Raw genomic sequence first — 18273 nt, 5'->3', positions numbered from 1 at the left:
TTCTGAATCATTTTTGTGCAAAACTTTTTATCTTGGCACGTTTGTAGCTTGCAATCTAATTGCATCGAACATCTTCAATTACTGTTTGGAATACGTCCCTCCACATTGAATGATGAACACTTTTTGAGTCTGCAGAACCGTGTCCTTATACTTTGAATATCGGGCCTAACTCAAAAATATGCAAGTGGTATTTTAAAAAATTAATAAAAGGATTACTCATTGTGACAAGTACTTACTTACGCGGACAGGCGCTTATTGATTCGATTCAAAATGCACCTTATTCCAGAGACTTAAGAGGTTATGGGGCGAATCCACCTCATCCTCATTGGCCTAATCAAGCGCGTATCGCAGTGCAATTTGTCTTAAATTATGAAGAAGGTGGTGAAAACCACATTGAGCACGGTGATCAAGGTTCAGAGCAATTTTTATCTGAAATCGTTGGTGCTGCCAGTTTTAATGCTAAGCATATGTCAATGGATTCTATGTATGAGTATGGGTCAAGAGTCGGTTTTTGGCGTATTCATAATGAGTTCAAGAAACGTCAATTACCCATGACTATTTTTGGTGTGGGAATGGCTTTGGCACGTCATCCAGATGTGGTCGAAGCAATTAAATCTGCGGATTACGATGTGGTATCTCATGGTCAACGTTGGTTGCATTATCAGAATATGGATATTGAGACCGAAAGGCAGCATATGGATCAAGCCATTTGTGTACTTGAAACGCTATTCGGACAAGCCCCAATCGGTTGGTACACAGGTCGAGATAGTCCCAACACACGTCAACTTTTAACTGAATTTCCTCAAATCAAATACGACTGCGATTATTACGGCGATGATTTACCTTTTTGGACACAGCTCACCCATCCCAATGGCGAGCAGCATCCGCATTTAATTATTCCTTATACCCTGGACACCAACGACATGAAGTTTAGTTCAGCAGGTGGCTTCAATCATGGTGAACAGTTTTATCAATATCTAAAGGATGCCTTTGATGTCTTGTATGCCGAAGGGGAAACTGCACCAAAAATGATGTCTATTGGGATGCACTGCCGTCTTTTAGGACGCCCAGGACGCTTCAAGGCACTACAACAGTTCTTAGACTATGTTCAATCTCATGAACATGTTTGGATTTGTCGTCGTGGAGATATTGCGCAACATTGGATCGATCATTTCGCACCATAATTTCACATTCACGAGAAAAAGAGTGCTTTATAAGGTGCTCTTTTGATCTTTTTTCAGTCACTTTTTCCACCAAATCTACGTTGGCATTGTTATTGCAATTTAAGCCTAAAGTTTCAATGTATAGGTTTGAATTGTGTTGCTTTCAGAATTTAATCAAACATCTGTTGAACATCAGAAAGCATTTTTATTGCAATGTGTTCATATCCCACGATGGGGCGAGGAAATCATTCATTACGGTCCTTTTGACACACGAGAAGGACTATTAAAGTATGCTGAACAACATGCCATTACATGGACATGGGATGAAATTTTAGCAGCCCTAAATACACACCCAAGGATTGGCGAAAGAAAAGCAAAACTTGAATTATCAGAACAAGAACAAACTTTTTCAAGGCGTGAACAAGCACGCATCACACATGATCAAGAAATTCTAGATGCGTTATATAAAGGCAACTTGGCCTATGAAAAAAAATTCGGTTTTATTTTTCTGATTAAAGCTTCTGGTTTGAATAGTGAAGAGATTCTGACAGCATTGGAATACCGCTTGCTAAACGATTTTGAGACTGAAAAAAGAATCGTCCATCGCCAACTTTTAGAAATTGCTTTACTGCGCCTCTCACAGGAAATTCAAGCATGATCAGCTCACATATTTTAGATACCCACCTTGGACGTCCTGCAAGTAATGTTGAAGTTAAGCTTTTTTCTGCGTCTGGAGAGTTATTAGCGATAGCCAAAACCAATTCTGATGGACGTGTGACAGCAGCAGATTTTGGACTCGATCAAATTGATGTCGCTGAATACAGCATCGAATTTATGACACAAGCTTATTTCTCAGCGCAGAACATCCCAACTTTTTTTCCTAAAGCCGTCATTCATTTTTCAGTAAACGATGCTCACCAACATTACCACATTCCCTTGCTCATTAGCCCTTATGCCTACTCCACCTATCGTGGCAGCTGAGCACTCGCAAATTTAAAATATAGAGGGATTTATTATGACTGCACACGAACAACAACAATCACCCGAACATGAATATCTTGGTGCTGGTAAAAGTGCTGCTTATGGCTTACAACATGTTTTAACCATGTATGGTGGCATTATAGCGCCTCCTCTGATCGTGGGTACGGCTGCAGGCTTATCAGGTATGGAAATTGGGCTACTCATCGCTGCTGCTTTATTTGTCGGTGGCTTAGCGACAATTTTACAAACCATAGGCGTTAAACATATTGGCGCACAATTGCCCTTGGTTCAGGGTGTCTCTTTTGCTGGTGTAGCCACAATGGTCGCAATTGTCACCACAGGTGGCGGATTACAGGCAGTCTATGGTGCCGTCATTGTGGCATCCCTTTTAGGTTTTTTCTTAGCGCCCTACTTCTCTAAAATTATTCGATTTTTTCCCCCAGTTGTTACAGGCTGTGTAATTACAATCATAGGCTTATCACTCCTGCCAGTTGCTGTGCGTTGGATGATGGGCGGCAATAAAAGTGCACCTGATTGGGGAAGTGCTGAAAATATTTGTTTAGCGTTAGCGACGCTTGCAATTGTCATAATATTGAATATGGCTGGCAGTGCCACAATTCGACGCCTTTCAATTTTACTGGCAATTATTCTTGGCACTGTCTTAGCATTTATGTTTGGCTTTGGTGATTTTAGCAAAGTTGGGGAAGGTCATTGGTTACAGGTTCCTAGCTTCTTTGCATTTGGTATGCCGACCTTTGAGTTTACAGCAATACTTTCCATGATCATTGTTACCCTCGTGATTATGACTGAGACTACAGCTGATATTATTGCAGTCGGTGAAATTATCGGTACCGATGTAGATTCAAAACGTATTTCAGATGGTCTACGCGCAGATATGTTATCAAGTGCAGCAGCACCGATCTTTGGTTCATTTATGCAAAGTGCGTTTGCGCAAAACGTTGGTTTAGTTGCAATAACAGGGATTAAAAGTCGCTATGTTGTCGCTGCTGGCGGGATAATTCTGGTCGTACTTGGATTACTCCCAGTGATGGGGCGTTTTATTGCAGCGATTCCTGTGCCTGTACTTGGGGGTGCTGGCCTTGTTTTATTTGGTACAGTAGCCGCGAGTGGTATCCGTACACTGGCAAAAATTGATTATAACGATCAGAAAAACTTAATTATTGTCGCGACTTCCATTGCTGCAGGAATGGTACCCATTATTGACCATTCGTTCTATTCCGACTTCCCAAAATGGGTCCAAACCTTGTTCCATTCGGGTATTAGCTCAACCTGCTTAATGGCGATAATCCTCAATATATTATTTAATCACTTAAAATTATTTGGACCGAAAATTAGCATTAAAAGTAAACAAATAATTGATTCTCATCATTAATTTAAACCATCTTTGTATCAATGCCTGCATACGTGGGCATTAATTTTTCCTTTCATCCACTTTTGGCTTTATTTTTGCAAAAGAATCGTTATTCTGTTACCGCTTTCTCTGGGGATTCTTTTATGAAACTTAATCAAATCGCAGCACTTTGCGCATTAGCTTCTACAGCAGCGTTTACTCAAGCAAGTCCAATTGTTTGGCAAGATTTCAGCCTAACTGGTCTTTATGGCGATAACTACCTAAACCCTTTCTCTCAACAAGAAGGTGAACGCTATACCATCACTGCTGAATATGCTGCAAAGCTTAAGTACTCGGATGTTTTCTTTTTCGTCGATCAACAATGGGGCGGAAAAGATGGTGATTCAACTTATCTTGAATTAGCTCCACGATTAAGTTTAAGTGAAGTTTCTGGCCAAAAACTAAGCGTTGGTCCAATCAAAGATGTATTGATTGCAACGACTTGGGAACACAACGCTGGTTATAACAACAATACTGAGTTCAATAACTTCTTGTATGGCGTAGGCTTTGCTTTAGATATTCCTTACACGCAATATGCAAATATTAACTTCTATCGAGTTGACAATGACTTGACTGAAGATGACTACCAAATGACGATCACTTACGCTGTTCCATTCAAGCTAGGCAATGAAGAATTCTTGGCAGATGCATTCCTTGATTGGTCTACAAATGAAGGTCTTGGTCATGCGAGTGAATTGAACTGGACAAGCCAATATAAATGGAATGTTGGTAAACATATCTCTCCAAAAACCAAATTGTATGTAGGTGTTGAACACTCTGTCTGGAACAATAAATTCGGTCAAAAAGGTCAAGACCAAAACGATGTAAGCGCATTGGTTAAATATCATTTCTAATTGATATTTATAATAAAAAAGCAAGACTAGTGTCTTGCTTTTTTTATGCTCAATAATCAAAATAAAGTTATAAATACTGACGATTAGAATAAAAAATGTCTTTTAAAATTCGTTTCGCAACTGAACAGGATTTAACTCAAATCCAAGATATTTACAACGATGAAATTCTGAATGGTTTTGCAACATGGAATGAGCAAGATCAAGACATTTATTATTATCAGAATTGGTATCGTCAGCATCTAATAGATCATTTCCCTATTTTTGTGGTTGAAAACGAACTCACCCAACAAATTGCAGGTTATGCTGAATATAGTACATTTAGAGCGATCAGTGGTTTTAGACAAACTGTCGAACACTCTGTGTATATTCATCCCAATTTTACACGTTTGGGTTTAGGCAAAGCTTTACTCCAACATTTAATTCAACACGCAAGCCAACATAAAATTCATGTCATGATCGCTGCTATAGATCATGAAAATTTTGCATCCATCAAATTACATGAATACTTTGGATTTAAACAAACAGGCTATTTACCAGAAGTCGGACAAAAATTTGGATCTTGGCGCAATCTCGTCTTATTCCAACTGAATCTAAATACTTAAAAAGGGCATTTAGCCCTTTTAGTTAAAATCTCTTAATCCAAAGGATTTCCAACAATATTACTGATAATACCTTTCATAATATGAGGTCCTTGTTCTTTTCTTAAGTCCTCATACCATTCACGAGTAATCGATTCGTCTTTCATATGCGTCACATCACAACGTTTACGCGCTCTCAATACCATTTCAGCAGTGCGTTCATTACGTTTGTTTTGATAACGTCTTAACGCATCCTGAATTCCCAATGTATTAATCTGTAATGCCCGAGCCAAATAAATGGCATCTTCCATCGCTTGGCAACCGCCCTGCCCAATATCAGGTGTTGTACTATGTGCTGCATCGCCAACAATCACAACTCGCCCTTTATAGAAATCTGCAAATGGTTCTATATCATGGATTTCAACACGATTGGTTCGCTGTTCATCAATAGCATCAATCAAAGTTTGTACTTGCGGACACCAACCGTCAAAATATTGTTTCAATAATTTTTTATATTGATTACGATTATTTTCCAAACCTAATTCAAGTGGTACATCAAAGAAGAAATAAAAACGATTACCTGCGACTGGCATTAAAGAAGCTCGCTTCCCTTCTCCCACAAAGGTGGTCCACTGATCAGCAGGTGCCAGCGACTCAGAAATTTCGATCAACCCATTCCAATTCACATAACCGGCATAACGACGCTCAACTTGCTCACCTAAAACATAGGCACGCGTGATCGAATGAGTGCCATCCGCGCCGACCAATAAATCCGTGGTTATTTGTGTTCCGTCAGCAAAATGGATTTTGACGTCATCACCTTGATCCTCAAGTCCGATCATTTTTTTTGCAAGATGAATATCTTCACGTCCAAACTCATCCATTAACATATTTTGTAATTCAGCGCGAGAAACAGGATAAGGTCGCTGCCCGACTTCTTCAATCAATGGATATAAACTAAATTGCGTCATGACATCACCCGTAAGCCCATCGACATAAGCAAGGTGATCCATTTTCCCACCAAGTTGAGCGACTTGATCCGTGAGTCCTAGATAGTTCAAACATTTCACACCATTTGACCACAATGAAATCGCAGCACCCACGGGTAAAATTTTTTCAGTTTGTTCATATAATGAAACTTGATGACCAAATTTCTTCAGCGCAATTCCGGTCGTTAATCCTGCCATTCCGGCACCAATAATGGTGATATTCATTTTTACTTCCACAATTTTTTTTGCTTTAACCCACTGCTTAAAGCGAAAAACGTGCCATTTCCACCAATATAGCGCTACATAAGTGCAAGGTTGGCACATGCTGTGCATTCTTTTTAAAGCCCTTAAGCAGATGCGACATAACAACGCATTACGATTCTAAGAATGCATTCTTTTGATAAGAATCAAGTTTTAAAGTAATAATGGAAGATGACATGGCAACACTATTGGCACCGGAATTTGAAATCCCTACTCATTTACAGCAACTTACTAACCTTGCAGATGCCCGAATTGGTGCAAAAGTCACAACATGTTCTGATGATTTTTTTGCTGAAGCTCAACGTATGCTTCAGTTTGATGCGCCTATCTTTGTAGAAGGTAAATTTGATGATCATGGCAAGTGGATGGATGGATGGGAAACCCGTCGTAAACGTCACAGTGGTTATGATTGGGCGATTGTTCAGTTAGGTGTTGCAGGTAAAATTAAAGCACTCGATATTGATACCACTTTTTTTAGTGGTAATTATCCAGCTTCTGCTTCAGTAGAAGGGTGTTATGCACCAAATGAAAACTTAGATGATGCTGAATGGCACCAAATTTTACCAAATAGTATATTGGGACCAAGTCAGCACCATGTCTTTGAAGTTTCAATGAATCAGATCTTTACCCATCTCCGTTTAAATATTTTTCCAGATGGGGGTATCGCACGATTCCGCGTATATGGTGAAGTCAGCGTTAAAATCCAAGATCAAAGCCAAACCCTCGACCTGCTTGCACTTGAAAATGGTGGACGTGTTATTGCCTATAGTGATGCACACTTCGGACATCCACGTAATCTGATCAATCCAGGACGTGGGGTTAATATGGGTGATGGTTGGGAAACCGCACGCCGTCGTGCACCCGGTTTCGACTGGTGTATTTTAGCTTTAGGGCAAGCTGGTCACATTGAAAAGATCGAGATTGATACAGCCCACTTTAAAGGAAATTATCCTGCTGAAGTGTCCATTCAAGCCATTTATATAGAAGATGCAACGGATCCTCAATTGATTCCACAAAGTATGTTTTGGCCTTTCTTATTAGATGCTCAACCGATGCAAATGGATCACATTCATAACTTTGTAAATGAAGTATTGGGACACGAAAAAATTTCTCATATTCGGGTAAATATGATTCCTGATGGTGGGATTAGTCGTATTCGCCTCTGGGGTAAAGTGAATCCTTAGTTGAGCATTTGTTACTTTTAAAGTGATCTTATTTTGACTGCATTTTCGACTCAATTCTAAATTGAAAATGCAGTATCTTTTTAGCGAATTTTTATGAAGCATACCATTACCCTACAACCTTTAACCTCCGAAAATTTTGCACCTTTTGGTGACGTCATTGCTTGCCAAGGAAATGATTATTTTCATATTAACGATGCGCATACAGAGCGCTATCATGCTTTAGTGACCACTGAAATTATTGGCGATGCCAAAGCAGGGATTAGTATTTTTCGAAATATTCAAAGTACCAATATTCCGTTCAAAATTTCAATGCTTGAACGTCATCCTCATGGATCACAAGCTTTCATCCCGATGCAGGGACAAAAGTTTTTAGTAGTGGTTGCACCAAACTTAAATGCGGATCAGCCCGATATTTCAAACCTACAAGCTTTTATAACCAATGGCTCTCAAGGTGTGAACTATCGGGCGGGGACTTGGCATCATCCACTTTTAACATTTGAAAGCCCGAGTGATTTTGCGGTGGTGGATCGGATTGGCAGTGGATCTAATTGTGATGTGTTTAAGTTTGATCAAATTGAAATATCACATTGAATCTGGTGCTTATGAATCTCAGTTATGCAGATCATGAGACCATCTAATTTTATGTCCATCTTTGACTATTATTTTACAACTAGGTAATCATTGTCATTCACCGATGTCGCATATTCTTCCATTCTTGAAATCAGTCCATTTTCAATGGTGTACTCTTGTACCCATTTTTGCTCAAATTCACCATCTTGACCATCAATCGTAAATTTTTCGCGTCCAAAAACCACCACTTTGTTACCTTCTTTGACCATACGTAAAATATCAAAGTATGCGACATGCATGGTTGTGAAATTGGTATTGAAGAACTGTTCTACACCCGTTTTTCCTTCAAATCGAATTGAAGGCAGTTTTTGTGAGCCATGGTGAATCCATACCGTATCCTCAGTTAATGTTGCAACAGCAGCCTGTAAATCTTGAGACCTAAATGCCTCAAACATTTGGTCTATGATTTGAAGTGAATTGATCATACTCATTTTATTTACTCTTTTTATCTTAGGATAAAAAGAGGTTAATGAAGGGAGAGTGAAAGATCACTATCAGCTGGTATAGCGATTTAAAGATTTTGCTAGAAACGATGAGTTCTATACGACTGCTTGATTTTGACAAGCTGACATCACATGTAATACCGCAGCAGTTCTCGTTTCCACAAACAGCTTCTCAAAAACATGCTCTAAATGTTTATTGACGGTGCGTGGACTCAACTCCAAAATTTCTGCAATATCTCGGTTGGTTTTGCCAAGCGTTACCCAATGCATAACTTCAGCCTCACGTGGTGTTAAATTCGGACAAGCTTGAGCGATCTCTTCAACACTTGGCATGTGTGTTTGCTCTTTGAGCTGAACCAAAACATGTTTAGGTAATTGACCTTCTTTCAACTTGGTCAATAAATTTAATTGTAATTGCTGATGCCCATGACCATATTGACCATGTAGCATTTCTTCTTGATACGATTGCTGGAAAAGTGCTTTTAACCAATGATTTATACTCTTTCTAAAATGAGCAATATCAATTCCATGTTGCGTTAATAAACCTTGCACTACAGTTGTCTGCCAAATAATTTCCCCATCCATATTCATCGACAAAATTGCACTGCCTGTTGCATCGAGCATTTGTTTCTGTTGGTGCATTAAACGGGCTTGCAGTAAATGCGTTTTGACACGTGCTTGTACTTCATCGATATTCAGTGGCTTTGTCACATAATCTACACCCCCAACTTGAAAGCCTTTTACAATATGTTCGGTTTCCGTCAAACCCGTCATAAATATGACAGGGATGTGCTCAGTCATCGGACTCGCTTTAAGCTGGATACAGGTTTCAAAACCATCAATCTCAGGCATACTCCCATCCAATAAAATCATATCTGGCTGTGAACGGTGCGCAATTTCAATAGCAGTAAAACCATTGGTGGCAACTAAGACCTGATAGCCGGCTTGATCAAGACTCTCATGTAATAAACTTAGATTTTCAGGAATATCATCCACAATTAAGATACTTTCTAACATAGCTTAACTCCCTTCCAAATCAGATCTGATATCAGATAGGTGCTCGTGTAATCGTTGTAATGCACGTTGGGTATCGAAGCGTTGAATATCAAATTCTATGTGCTGCCATATAGAAGGATCACAGACATTGAGTTTCTTGCAAATTTCGAGCATCTCTTTGGCTCCACGGATATAACCAATACTCAAATAATCTTCTAGTTTGATTAGCGCTTGTTCTGGTGCTTCATCATCCTCATCAATCACGCTGACAGATAAAGCGTTGCCATCATGGTGTAAGGGTTCAACCTGTTTTTGAGGTTCTTCTGCGGCTTGATTCGGCTCATTCTGATGAAGCCAGTTTAAGCCTAATTTATCTCCAATCTTGTTCAGTAGCAGATTTAAGTCCACGGGTTTGACCAGAAAGTCTTCATTCAATACATCGGTTTCAGGATTCTGCATTCGTTCATTGGCATCTGCGGAAATAATGATGATGGGAACATTGGTCATTTTATTATTTCTCAATAATTTCGCAGTTTCCCACCCTCCCATCAAAGGCATACTCAAATCCATTAAAATTAAATCTGGTCGAAATTCAGGGACTTTTCTTAGACATTGCAATCCCGATTCTGCTTCTTCAAGAATAAAGCCGAGAGGTTTAAGGAAATTTAAAACTAGTCCACGATCAGTTGCTTCATTGTCTACGACCAATATTTTACGGCGATGTCCCGTATAGCCAGATACTGTATTCGATGCGACATCAGCAATGGGATGAATGACCGACTTTGAAGGTAAATATAGTTTTATTTTAAAAATTGAACCGTTTTTTAACGTACTGCTTACCTTTAACTCCCCACCGAGAATATCCACCAATAGTTTAACAATTGGTAAACCCAAACCTGTTCCTGCAAAGCTCCCTTGTACGACATTTTGTCCGCGCTCAAAAGGCTGGAATATTCGCTCTAGATCTGCTTCAGCAATTCCACATCCCGTATCATGAATTTCAAAATATGCCGTCTGAAAGCGATAATCTACTCGAAATTTCACCTCTCCTTCGAGCGTAAATTTCAAAGCATTTCCCATTAAATTGATAAGGATCTGTTCAAGTCTTTTTTTATCTATACGTACGTATTGTGGTATTTTTTCACTAATTTCGACCATAAATTTCAGTTGTTTTTGTTGGAATTGTGGCTCAAACATATTCACGATTTGTTGGAGAAACTTCGGAAATTCAATATTCGACATTTCTAAAGAAATTTTACCTGTTTCAATCCTTGCAAGATCAAGTAAACCATCAATCAAGGACGTTAAATGCTGCCCACTACGACGAATCACGCCCAGCGCAGCTTTTCCTTGTTCAGAGAGTTGTTCTTGTTTATTGAGTAACTGGCTATATCCTAAAATACTATTTAGAGGTGTTCTCAGTTCATGACTAATCCCAACAACATAACGACTTTTGGCCTCATTGGCTTTTTCAGCTTGAGTTCGTGCATCTTGTAATTGCCGATCTGTAATTTTATGCGCTTCAATTTCGTCCATGAGCAGTTGTGTTTGCATATTACTTTCAAGCTGAGCTTGTCGGCGACTTTCATCATTGAGTACCAACCACCATGCTGCAACACATAACAGTAAAAATAATACGGCATAAATTTTCACAAATAGCATCAGCAACTCATGCTGTTGAGTTGATCCAAATACTGTGCCGAATTTACTCAGTTCTTGTAAATAAACCAGACTTAAACTGACTGCCAAAACCACACTCAGAACAAAGATCATCAAAATATAAAGACTCAATCTAGTATTGATGTATCTCAACCATTGGCTCGGTAGAAACCAAACTGCAAAATGCTTAAGTTGTGCAGACCACCGTGCATGAGGCTTACATAAATCATGGCAACGAGCTTCTAAGGTACAGCATAAAGAACAAATAATATTGTTATAAGCAGGACAAGTCGCCATGTCAGCCATTTCATACTCATGCTCACAAACCACACATCGTTGTGTCTCTATTGGTTTTAATGATTTATCTTCATGACGTGCGATGTAGTATTTGCCACGAGTAAAATAAGCAAGCATTGGGACACAGACGATAGCTGAACCTAAAGCAATAAATCCTGCTAAGGATTTTGCGATATCACCAAATAATCCCCAGTAGCATAAAATCGACAATAAGGATGCAATACATAAACTGCCAACACCGACTGGATTAATGTCATAGAGGTAAGCACGCCTAAACTCAATTCCTTTCGGGCTCAGCCCCAATGGCTTACAGATGACGAGATCAGCAACGATGGCACCCACCCATGCCAAGGCCACATTACTATAAAGCCCTAATACACGCTCCACCGCATGGATGACACCCAGCTCCATCAACAATAGCGCAATAAAAATATTGAATACTAACCAGACTACACGTCCGGGATGACTGTGCGTTAAGCGTGCAAAGAAATTAGACCATGCCAATGAGCCAGCATAAGCGTTGGTTACGTTGATCTTTAACTGTGCGATACACACAAACATGACTGTAAGAAATAATGCAGCACCAGGATGCTCAATCACTTGTTGGTAGGCGATCCAATATAGATAATTCGGATTGCTTAACTCATGATTCGGTACCATAAATTTAAGGGCGAGTACCATTAAAATCATGCCCATAAAAATTTTAATGAATCCCACCAATATCCATGCAGGACCGCCTAAAAATACCGCCCAATTCCATTTCTTTTGAGCATTTTTTTTGTCTGGCAAAAATCTTAAATAATCAGCTTGTTCACCAATCTGCGTAATCAGCGCAAACAAAACAGTGCAAGATGCGCCAAAAAAAGCCAAATTGAATCCTGCACTTTGACTTTGCGCGCCTTCTATTAGGGCAACTTCAGAGAGCAGAGTCGGATGCTTCACCAAAACAAAGCACCATGGTAGTAATAATAAAAAAATCCATAATGGTTGGGTAAACGCTTGTACTTTATTAATAAATCCTATGCCTTTGATCACTAGGGGCAGAATAATAAGCGCAGAAATTAAATAACCTAGACTCAGCGGCACACCTAAACCAAGCTCAAGCGCCAAAGCCATGATAGCGGCTTCAAAAGCAAAGAAGATGAAAGTAAAACTGGCGTAAATGACTGAAGTTATAGATGAGCCGATATAGCCAAAGCCTGCGCCCCGTGTAAGTAGGTCAATATCAACATTGTATTTGGCCGCGTAATATCCAATAGGCCAACTGGTCAAAAAGATAATGATTGAAACGACCACTAAGGCCCAGAATGCATTGCTAAAGCCGTATTGCCATAACATGGTTGCACCAAGCGCTTCCATCGCTAGAAAACTGACTGCTGCAAGCGCTGTATTGGTCACCGTCCAAAGGGACCACCGTCTTACTGACCTCGGTGCGTAGCGTAGTGCATAGTCTTCAATACTCTCATCAACCACCCAAGTATTGTATTTACGGCGTGTATGAATCACCCGTTGCGGTGCTTGAGGAGTATTGCTAGATGAAACCATAAAGCTAGGCAATTTAAATAGACCCTTACAGTTAGCAAAATCTATGCCCAGCTTAACTTTCATCAAAAATCATTTTGAGGAACATCGATATACGTAAAGTGACGTATATGCTCATTTTTTAACACCCCTTAGGCTTAAGTCCATAGCAAGCGCAAACAATAAATCGCGCAATGGCCTTATCCACTTCATCAGGGGAACACCAATGACCTTAAAATCTAAAGTTAAAACATCTGGCTTACTCGCAGGACTACTCGCTGTTCCTTTTTTACTGGCACCTGTCTTGACCACTGCGAGTGCTCCAGCGACAGCAAAAGTAAATACAACCAAACTTAACGTAAATGATAAATTCGTCTATGTCGGTCAGCTTCATTCAGCGACGGGAACGATGGCAATCTCTGAAACAGGAGCCATCCAAGCAGAACGTTTAGCCATTGAGCAGATCAACAAACAAGGTGGTGTATTAGGTCGTCAGATTAAAATTGTTCAAGAAGATGGTGCATCTGACTGGCCAACTTTCGCTGAGAAAGCCCGAAAATTAACTGAAAAGGATCGTGTTGCAGCAATTTTTGGTTGCTGGACTTCAGCTTCTCGTAAAGCCGTATTACCTATTATTGAACGAAATAATTCGCTTCTGTATTACCCAACATTCTATGAAGGTCTAGAACAATCTAAAAATGTGATTTATACCGGTCAAGAAGCTACGCAACAGGTGCTTGAGTCTCTGAATTGGCTTGCACGTGAGAAAAAAGCCAAAACATTCTATTTAATCGGTTCTGACTATATTTGGCCACGTACCACCATGAAAATTGCCCGTACACACATTGAAAAAGTGTTGAAAGGTAAAGTCGTCGGTGAAGAATACTACCCGCTTGGTCATACGCAATTTGGTTCTTTAATTAACAAAACCAAACTTCGTAAACCAGATGCAATTGTCGCTGCCGTAGTAGGTGGATCAAACGTTTCATTCTACAAGCAAATGAAAGCGGCAGGTGTGACTGGCGATAAGCAAACACTGCTTACCTTCTCTGTGACAGAAGATGAATTACTGGGGATTGGTGGCGAAAATATGAAGGGCTTTTACTCTTCAATGAAATATTTCCAAAGTTTAAATAATCCAAGTAACGCAGCTTTCGTAAAAGCATTTAAAGCAAAATATGGTCCTAAAGCAGTAATTGGTGATGTGACTCAAGCCGCTTATCTTGGTCCGTGGTTATGGAAAGCCGCAGTTGAAAAAGCTGGTAGTTTTGATGTTGCCAAAGTTACCAAAGCCTCTTCAGGCATCGAAATGAAAAATGCGCCTGAAGGTTACGTGAAAATTGATGCCAATCATCATTTATGGAGCAAATCACGTATTGCACAAGTGCAAACCAATGGTCAATTCAAAGTGGTCTACGAATCAAAAGGTTTAATCAAGCCTAATCCATTCCCTAAAGGCTACTAAATCGACAGCACATGATCAGGAGAGCCCTCTCCTGATCTTTTCATTTCAAACCTATTATTTAAAGCTTGGAGGATGAGGCGATGGATTTATCTTTAGCTGACTTCGGTGCAATTTTTGCGATGCAAGGCTTTAATGGTCTTTCTGTTTTCTGTGTGCTGTTGTTAATGGCACTGGGCCTTGCAATTATTTTTGGGCAAATGGGTGTCATCAATATGGCACATGGTGAATTCCTCACAATAGGCGCGTATACCACATTTGTCATTTCAACCCTGACAGAAAGCTATTTTCCTCAATTGCTTCCCTATTATTTTATTGTAGCGATTGTGGCAGCTTTTCTGACAGCAGGCATTATCGGCTATATGGTCGAACGGCTCATGATTAGTCGGCTTTATCAACGGCCACTCGATACTTTGCTTGCAACTTGGGGCTTGAGCTTAATCATGCAACAAGTGTTTCGCTCTACATTTGGTCCCAAAGAAGTGAGTCCAACACTACCTGATTGGCTTATGGGCTCTTATCAACCGACAGAGACGATTGATATTCCTATTAATGGCTTATTCCTTGTCGGTGTCACACTCACCGTGACCGCTTTCGTCTATTTCCTCATCTATCGTTCTCGCTGGGGCTTACAGCTTCGTGCGACAAACCAAAACCGTTTCATGAGTGGTGCCGTTGGTATTAATACAAAGCGTGTGGACAGTCTAACATTCGCATTAGGTTGTGGTTTGGCCGGTATTGCTGGTGCGGCGTTTACGACAATTGGCTCAACTGGTCCAACTGCAGGCTCTCTCTATATCGTAGACACGTTCTTGGTTGTGGTGTTTGGTGGAGCTGCAAGTCTATTAGGCACTATCGCTTCGGCTTTCAGTATTGCACAAGCCCAATCAATCTTAGAGTTCTTCCTGTCAGGCTCTGTTGCCAAAGTCATTACCTTAGCGACGGTCATCATCATTTTGATGTTACGTCCTCAAGGTTTGTTCTCAATCAAAGTTCGTAAATAGGTATTCAGGAGAGATTGATATGAGTAATCCAATGAATGCCTTGTTAGGCGGTAAAGAAGGTGCGATTGGACTGGCTATATTGGCAGTACTGATCCTATTTGTAATGCCCATGTTTTTAGATGTTTTCCGTCTCAATTTAATGGGTAAATATCTTACATTTGCTTTTGTCGCGATTGGTTTAGTGCTGTGCTGGGGTTACGGCGGCATTTTGAGTTTAGGTCAGGGTATTTTCTTTGGGATCGGTGGCTACTGTATGGCCATGTTCCTCAAACTTGAAGCTTCTGACATGCAATCCACAGCAGCTCAAACCACACCCGGTATTCCAGATTTTATGGACTGGAACCAAATTACCAGCCTACCAATGTTCTGGGAACCATTCCATAGTTTCACATTTACCCTATTCGCGATTGTAATTATTCCAATTTTATTGGCTTTTATTATTGGTTTTGCAATGTTTACTCGTCGTGTAGGAGACGTGTATTTCTCTATCATCATGCAAGCGATTGTGGCGATTTTGACAATTTTGATTATTGGTCAACAAGGCTTTACTGGTGGTATCAACGGTATTACTGATCTCAAGACATTACATGGCTGGGATATCCGTACGGATGAAGCAAAGTACGTTTTGTATTACATCAATGCATTGTTACTCATCGCAGTCATCATGATCAGTCGCTTTGTTCTCAGCTCAAAGTTAGGTCGCTTACTTTCTGCAATGCGTGAAAAAGAAGAACGTGTACGTTTTTCTGGCTATGACGTTTCAATGTACAAAGTCTTTATCTTCTGCTTTGCGGCAGTCGTTTCTTCCGTCGGTGGGGCAATGTTTACACTGCAAGTCGGCTTCATGTCTCCAACGATTATTGGCATCGTCCCATCTATTGAAATGGTGATCTTGGCTGCAGTAGGCGGACGTTTATCACTGATTGGAGCTGTATATGGTGCAGTTTTAGTTAACCTCGGTAAAACTTACTTCTCTGAAGCATTCCCTGAAGTATGGTTGTACTTCCTTGGTGCATTGTTCATAGGCGTTGTGATGTTCTTACCGAATGGTTTAGCTGGCTTATATGAAAAATATGTTCGCCCACTTATCTTCAAAGATAAAAAAACAACGGCTTCGCCTATCCCCCATCAACCCACGGAGTCCAAAAAAGATAGCAATATTGAAGTTGAAGGAGGTGTGAAATGAGTAAAGTCGGCGTAGAAATGGCAAAACCTGTACTTGTTATCGAAGATCTCACAGTCTCGTTTGATGGCTTTAAAGCCGTCAGCGATCTCAACTTCTATCTCGATAAAAACGAAGTTCACGTGGTGATCGGCCCTAATGGTGCAGGTAAAACAACAGTATTGGATTTGATTTGCGGTAAAACTAAAGCAACTTCTGGCACGATCAAATTTAATGATATTGAACTGACTAAGCTCAAAGAGTTCGAAATCGTTCGTAAAGGTGTCGGTCGTAAATTTCAAAATCCCAATATTTACGAAAACCTTTCAGTCTATGACAACCTAGAAATGTCTTTCCCACGTGGTCGTAATGTGTTTGGGGCTTTGTTCTTTAAGCGAACCAAAGATGTCGAAGAACGTATCCAAGAAGTCGCTTCAAAAATTTTCCTCACTGATTTATTACACACCTCCGCAGGCCTATTGTCTCATGGACAAAAACAATGGCTTGAAATAGGGATGTTGCTTATGCAAGACCCCGAGTTGTTAATGCTGGATGAACCTGTGGCAGGCATGAGTGTTTCTGAGCGCGAACAGACAGCACAACTGCTTCGTGAAATCAGTAAAGGACGCTCAGTCCTCGTGATTGAGCACGATATGGAGTTCGTAAAAACTATTGCAGATAAAGTGACTGTATTGCATCAAGGGAAAATCCTCGCAGCAGGAAAAATGGATGATGTGCAAAGTGATCCAAAAGTCATTGAAGTCTATCTCGGACACTAAGGAGGCCTTATGAGCGGATTATTAGAAATTAGTTCTTTGTGTTCAGGTTATAAACAAAGCCAAGTCATTCATGATCTAGAGCTTAAAATTCAACCCAAAGAAATTGTGGCGATTATGGGTCGAAATGGGATGGGAAAAACCACACTGTTTAAAACCCTTATCGGTGATATTGAAAATACTCAAGGCGAAATCAAGCTCGATGGTAAAAACTTAGAAAAGCTTGACCCGTATCAACGCGTGGAAAATGGTGTTGCCTATGTTCCTCAAGGTCGTATGATTTTCTCAACCATGTCTGTTCTAGAGAATATTCAAACGGGTCTCCCTGCGTCTGCCCATGGCAAAGTACCTGACGATCTGTATGAGCTTTTCCCTGTACTTTGGGATATGCGTAAACGCAAAGGGGGAAATTTATCTGGTGGACAACAGCAACAATTGGCAATTGCACGTGCACTCGCCACCAATCCCAAAGTATTGCTGCTCGATGAACCTACCGAGGGAATCCAGCCCTCGATTATTAAAGATATTGCGAAAACGCTAAAAGAAATTCGCGATCAACGAGACCTCACTATCGTGGTCTCCGAGCAAGTACTGAGCTTTACTATGGCGATGGCAGATCGCTTCTTGGTCATCGATAAAGGCCGTTTTGCTTATGAAGATGTCAGAGCGAATGTCGATGAAGCAACCATTAGCAAATATCTTTCAGTTTAAAGCACGTCATCTCATCAATTCTTAATTTGGCATCTCCCTCGATTTTTCGGGGGATTTTTTTGACCATTTGTTGGAGTGGTATTGTTATTTCGATCTAAAGACTCATTCAAAATATCGCTTCATATACGCAATTCACCGTATTTTGCATCGATCAATTTCACGCGAAACTCCTTACATAGATTTTAATTTTA

17 protein-coding genes are annotated in these 18273 nt (G+C 40.2%); 13 read left to right on the top strand and 4 right to left on the bottom strand.

The window, feature by feature from the left end:
- Positions 1-221: 221 nt before the first annotated feature.
- The 6 genes from puuE (at position 222) to AC1M86_RS02760 (ending at position 5011) form a co-directional block, all read left to right on the top strand.
- Positions 222-1184, top strand: coding sequence for an allantoinase PuuE (gene puuE, locus AC1M86_RS02785; RefSeq protein ID WP_035264719.1), 963 nt, complete (start codon positions 222-224; stop codon positions 1182-1184).
- 133 nt (positions 1185-1317) lie between these two features.
- Positions 1318-1821: a 2-oxo-4-hydroxy-4-carboxy-5-ureidoimidazoline decarboxylase gene (gene uraD / locus AC1M86_RS02780; RefSeq protein ID WP_180028400.1), complete on the top strand. Its 504-nt coding sequence runs from the start codon at positions 1318-1320 to the stop codon at positions 1819-1821.
- On the top strand, positions 1818-2144 hold the full coding sequence (gene uraH, locus AC1M86_RS02775) for a hydroxyisourate hydrolase (RefSeq protein ID WP_035264724.1): 327 nt from the start codon (positions 1818-1820) through the stop codon (positions 2142-2144). Before uraD ends, uraH begins: the two co-directional genes overlap by 4 nt.
- Before the next feature lie 34 nt (positions 2145-2178).
- Positions 2179-3537 carry a nucleobase:cation symporter-2 family protein gene (locus AC1M86_RS02770; RefSeq protein WP_035264726.1) on the top strand — a complete coding sequence of 453 codons (1359 nt, stop codon included), beginning with the start codon at positions 2179-2181 and terminating at the stop codon, positions 3535-3537.
- A gap of 122 nt (positions 3538-3659) precedes the next feature.
- Entirely contained in the window at positions 3660-4409 is a 750-nt protein-coding gene (locus AC1M86_RS02765; RefSeq protein ID WP_481607194.1) for an outer membrane protein OmpK, read from the top strand.
- Between the two features lie 95 nt (positions 4410-4504).
- Positions 4505-5011: a GNAT family N-acetyltransferase gene (locus AC1M86_RS02760; protein ID WP_179999697.1), complete on the top strand. Its 507-nt coding sequence runs from the start codon at positions 4505-4507 to the stop codon at positions 5009-5011.
- Positions 5012-5043: 32 nt separating this feature from the next.
- On the opposite strand, the gene hpxO is transcribed toward AC1M86_RS02760, so the two are convergent.
- Entirely contained in the window at positions 5044-6201 is a 1158-nt protein-coding gene (hpxO, locus tag AC1M86_RS02755; protein WP_481607193.1) for an FAD-dependent urate hydroxylase HpxO, read from the bottom strand.
- A gap of 212 nt (positions 6202-6413) precedes the next feature.
- On the opposite strand from hpxO, the gene alc reads away from it, so the two are divergent.
- Complete coding sequence (gene alc / locus AC1M86_RS02750; RefSeq protein WP_481607192.1) at positions 6414-7421, top strand: allantoicase; 1008 nt, start codon at positions 6414-6416, stop codon at positions 7419-7421.
- 93 nt (positions 7422-7514) lie between these two features.
- Positions 7515-8012 (top strand): ureidoglycolate lyase, encoded by a 498-nt coding sequence (locus AC1M86_RS02745; protein ID WP_481607191.1) that lies wholly within the window; start codon positions 7515-7517, stop codon positions 8010-8012.
- Between the two features lie 68 nt (positions 8013-8080).
- Here the strand turns inward: AC1M86_RS02745 and AC1M86_RS02740 are convergent, their stop codons facing one another.
- The 3 genes from AC1M86_RS02740 to AC1M86_RS02730 all read right to left on the bottom strand — a co-directional run bounded on the left by AC1M86_RS02740 (position 8081) and on the right by AC1M86_RS02730 (position 12991).
- Positions 8081-8482 (bottom strand): nuclear transport factor 2 family protein, encoded by a 402-nt coding sequence (locus tag AC1M86_RS02740; RefSeq protein ID WP_481607190.1) that lies wholly within the window; start codon positions 8480-8482, stop codon positions 8081-8083.
- A 108-nt stretch (positions 8483-8590) separates the two neighbouring features.
- The gene (locus AC1M86_RS02735) at positions 8591-9511 is read right to left on the bottom strand and encodes a response regulator (protein WP_481607189.1); all 921 of its coding nucleotides are present in this window, start codon (positions 9509-9511) and stop codon (positions 8591-8593) included.
- A 3-nt stretch (positions 9512-9514) separates the two neighbouring features.
- Positions 9515-12991, bottom strand: a complete 3477-nt coding sequence (locus AC1M86_RS02730) for a hybrid sensor histidine kinase/response regulator (RefSeq protein WP_481607314.1) — start codon at positions 12989-12991, stop codon at positions 9515-9517.
- A 202-nt stretch (positions 12992-13193) separates the two neighbouring features.
- On the opposite strand from AC1M86_RS02730, the gene urtA reads away from it, so the two are divergent.
- From urtA to urtE, 5 genes are all read left to right on the top strand, one after another.
- Positions 13194-14432, top strand: a complete 1239-nt coding sequence (gene urtA, locus AC1M86_RS02725) for an urea ABC transporter substrate-binding protein (protein WP_481607188.1) — start codon at positions 13194-13196, stop codon at positions 14430-14432.
- A gap of 80 nt (positions 14433-14512) precedes the next feature.
- On the top strand, positions 14513-15433 hold the full coding sequence (gene urtB, locus AC1M86_RS02720; RefSeq protein ID WP_035264743.1) for an urea ABC transporter permease subunit UrtB: 921 nt from the start codon (positions 14513-14515) through the stop codon (positions 15431-15433).
- A gap of 19 nt (positions 15434-15452) precedes the next feature.
- Positions 15453-16619 (top strand): urea ABC transporter permease subunit UrtC, encoded by a 1167-nt coding sequence (urtC, locus tag AC1M86_RS02715; protein WP_481590162.1) that lies wholly within the window; start codon positions 15453-15455, stop codon positions 16617-16619.
- Positions 16616-17374: an urea ABC transporter ATP-binding protein UrtD gene (gene urtD / locus AC1M86_RS02710; protein WP_092766538.1), complete on the top strand. Its 759-nt coding sequence runs from the start codon at positions 16616-16618 to the stop codon at positions 17372-17374. The genes urtC and urtD overlap by 4 nt, the downstream gene beginning before the upstream one ends.
- A 9-nt stretch (positions 17375-17383) precedes the next feature.
- Positions 17384-18082, top strand: coding sequence for an urea ABC transporter ATP-binding subunit UrtE (gene urtE, locus AC1M86_RS02705; protein ID WP_481607187.1), 699 nt, complete (start codon positions 17384-17386; stop codon positions 18080-18082).
- Positions 18083-18273: the final 191 nt, after the last annotated feature.

The sequence above is a fragment of the Acinetobacter sp. ANC_7654 genome (assembly GCF_056779855.1).
Note: the sequence above shows the minus strand (reverse complement) of the source record. Positions and strands in the feature narration are given on the sequence as shown.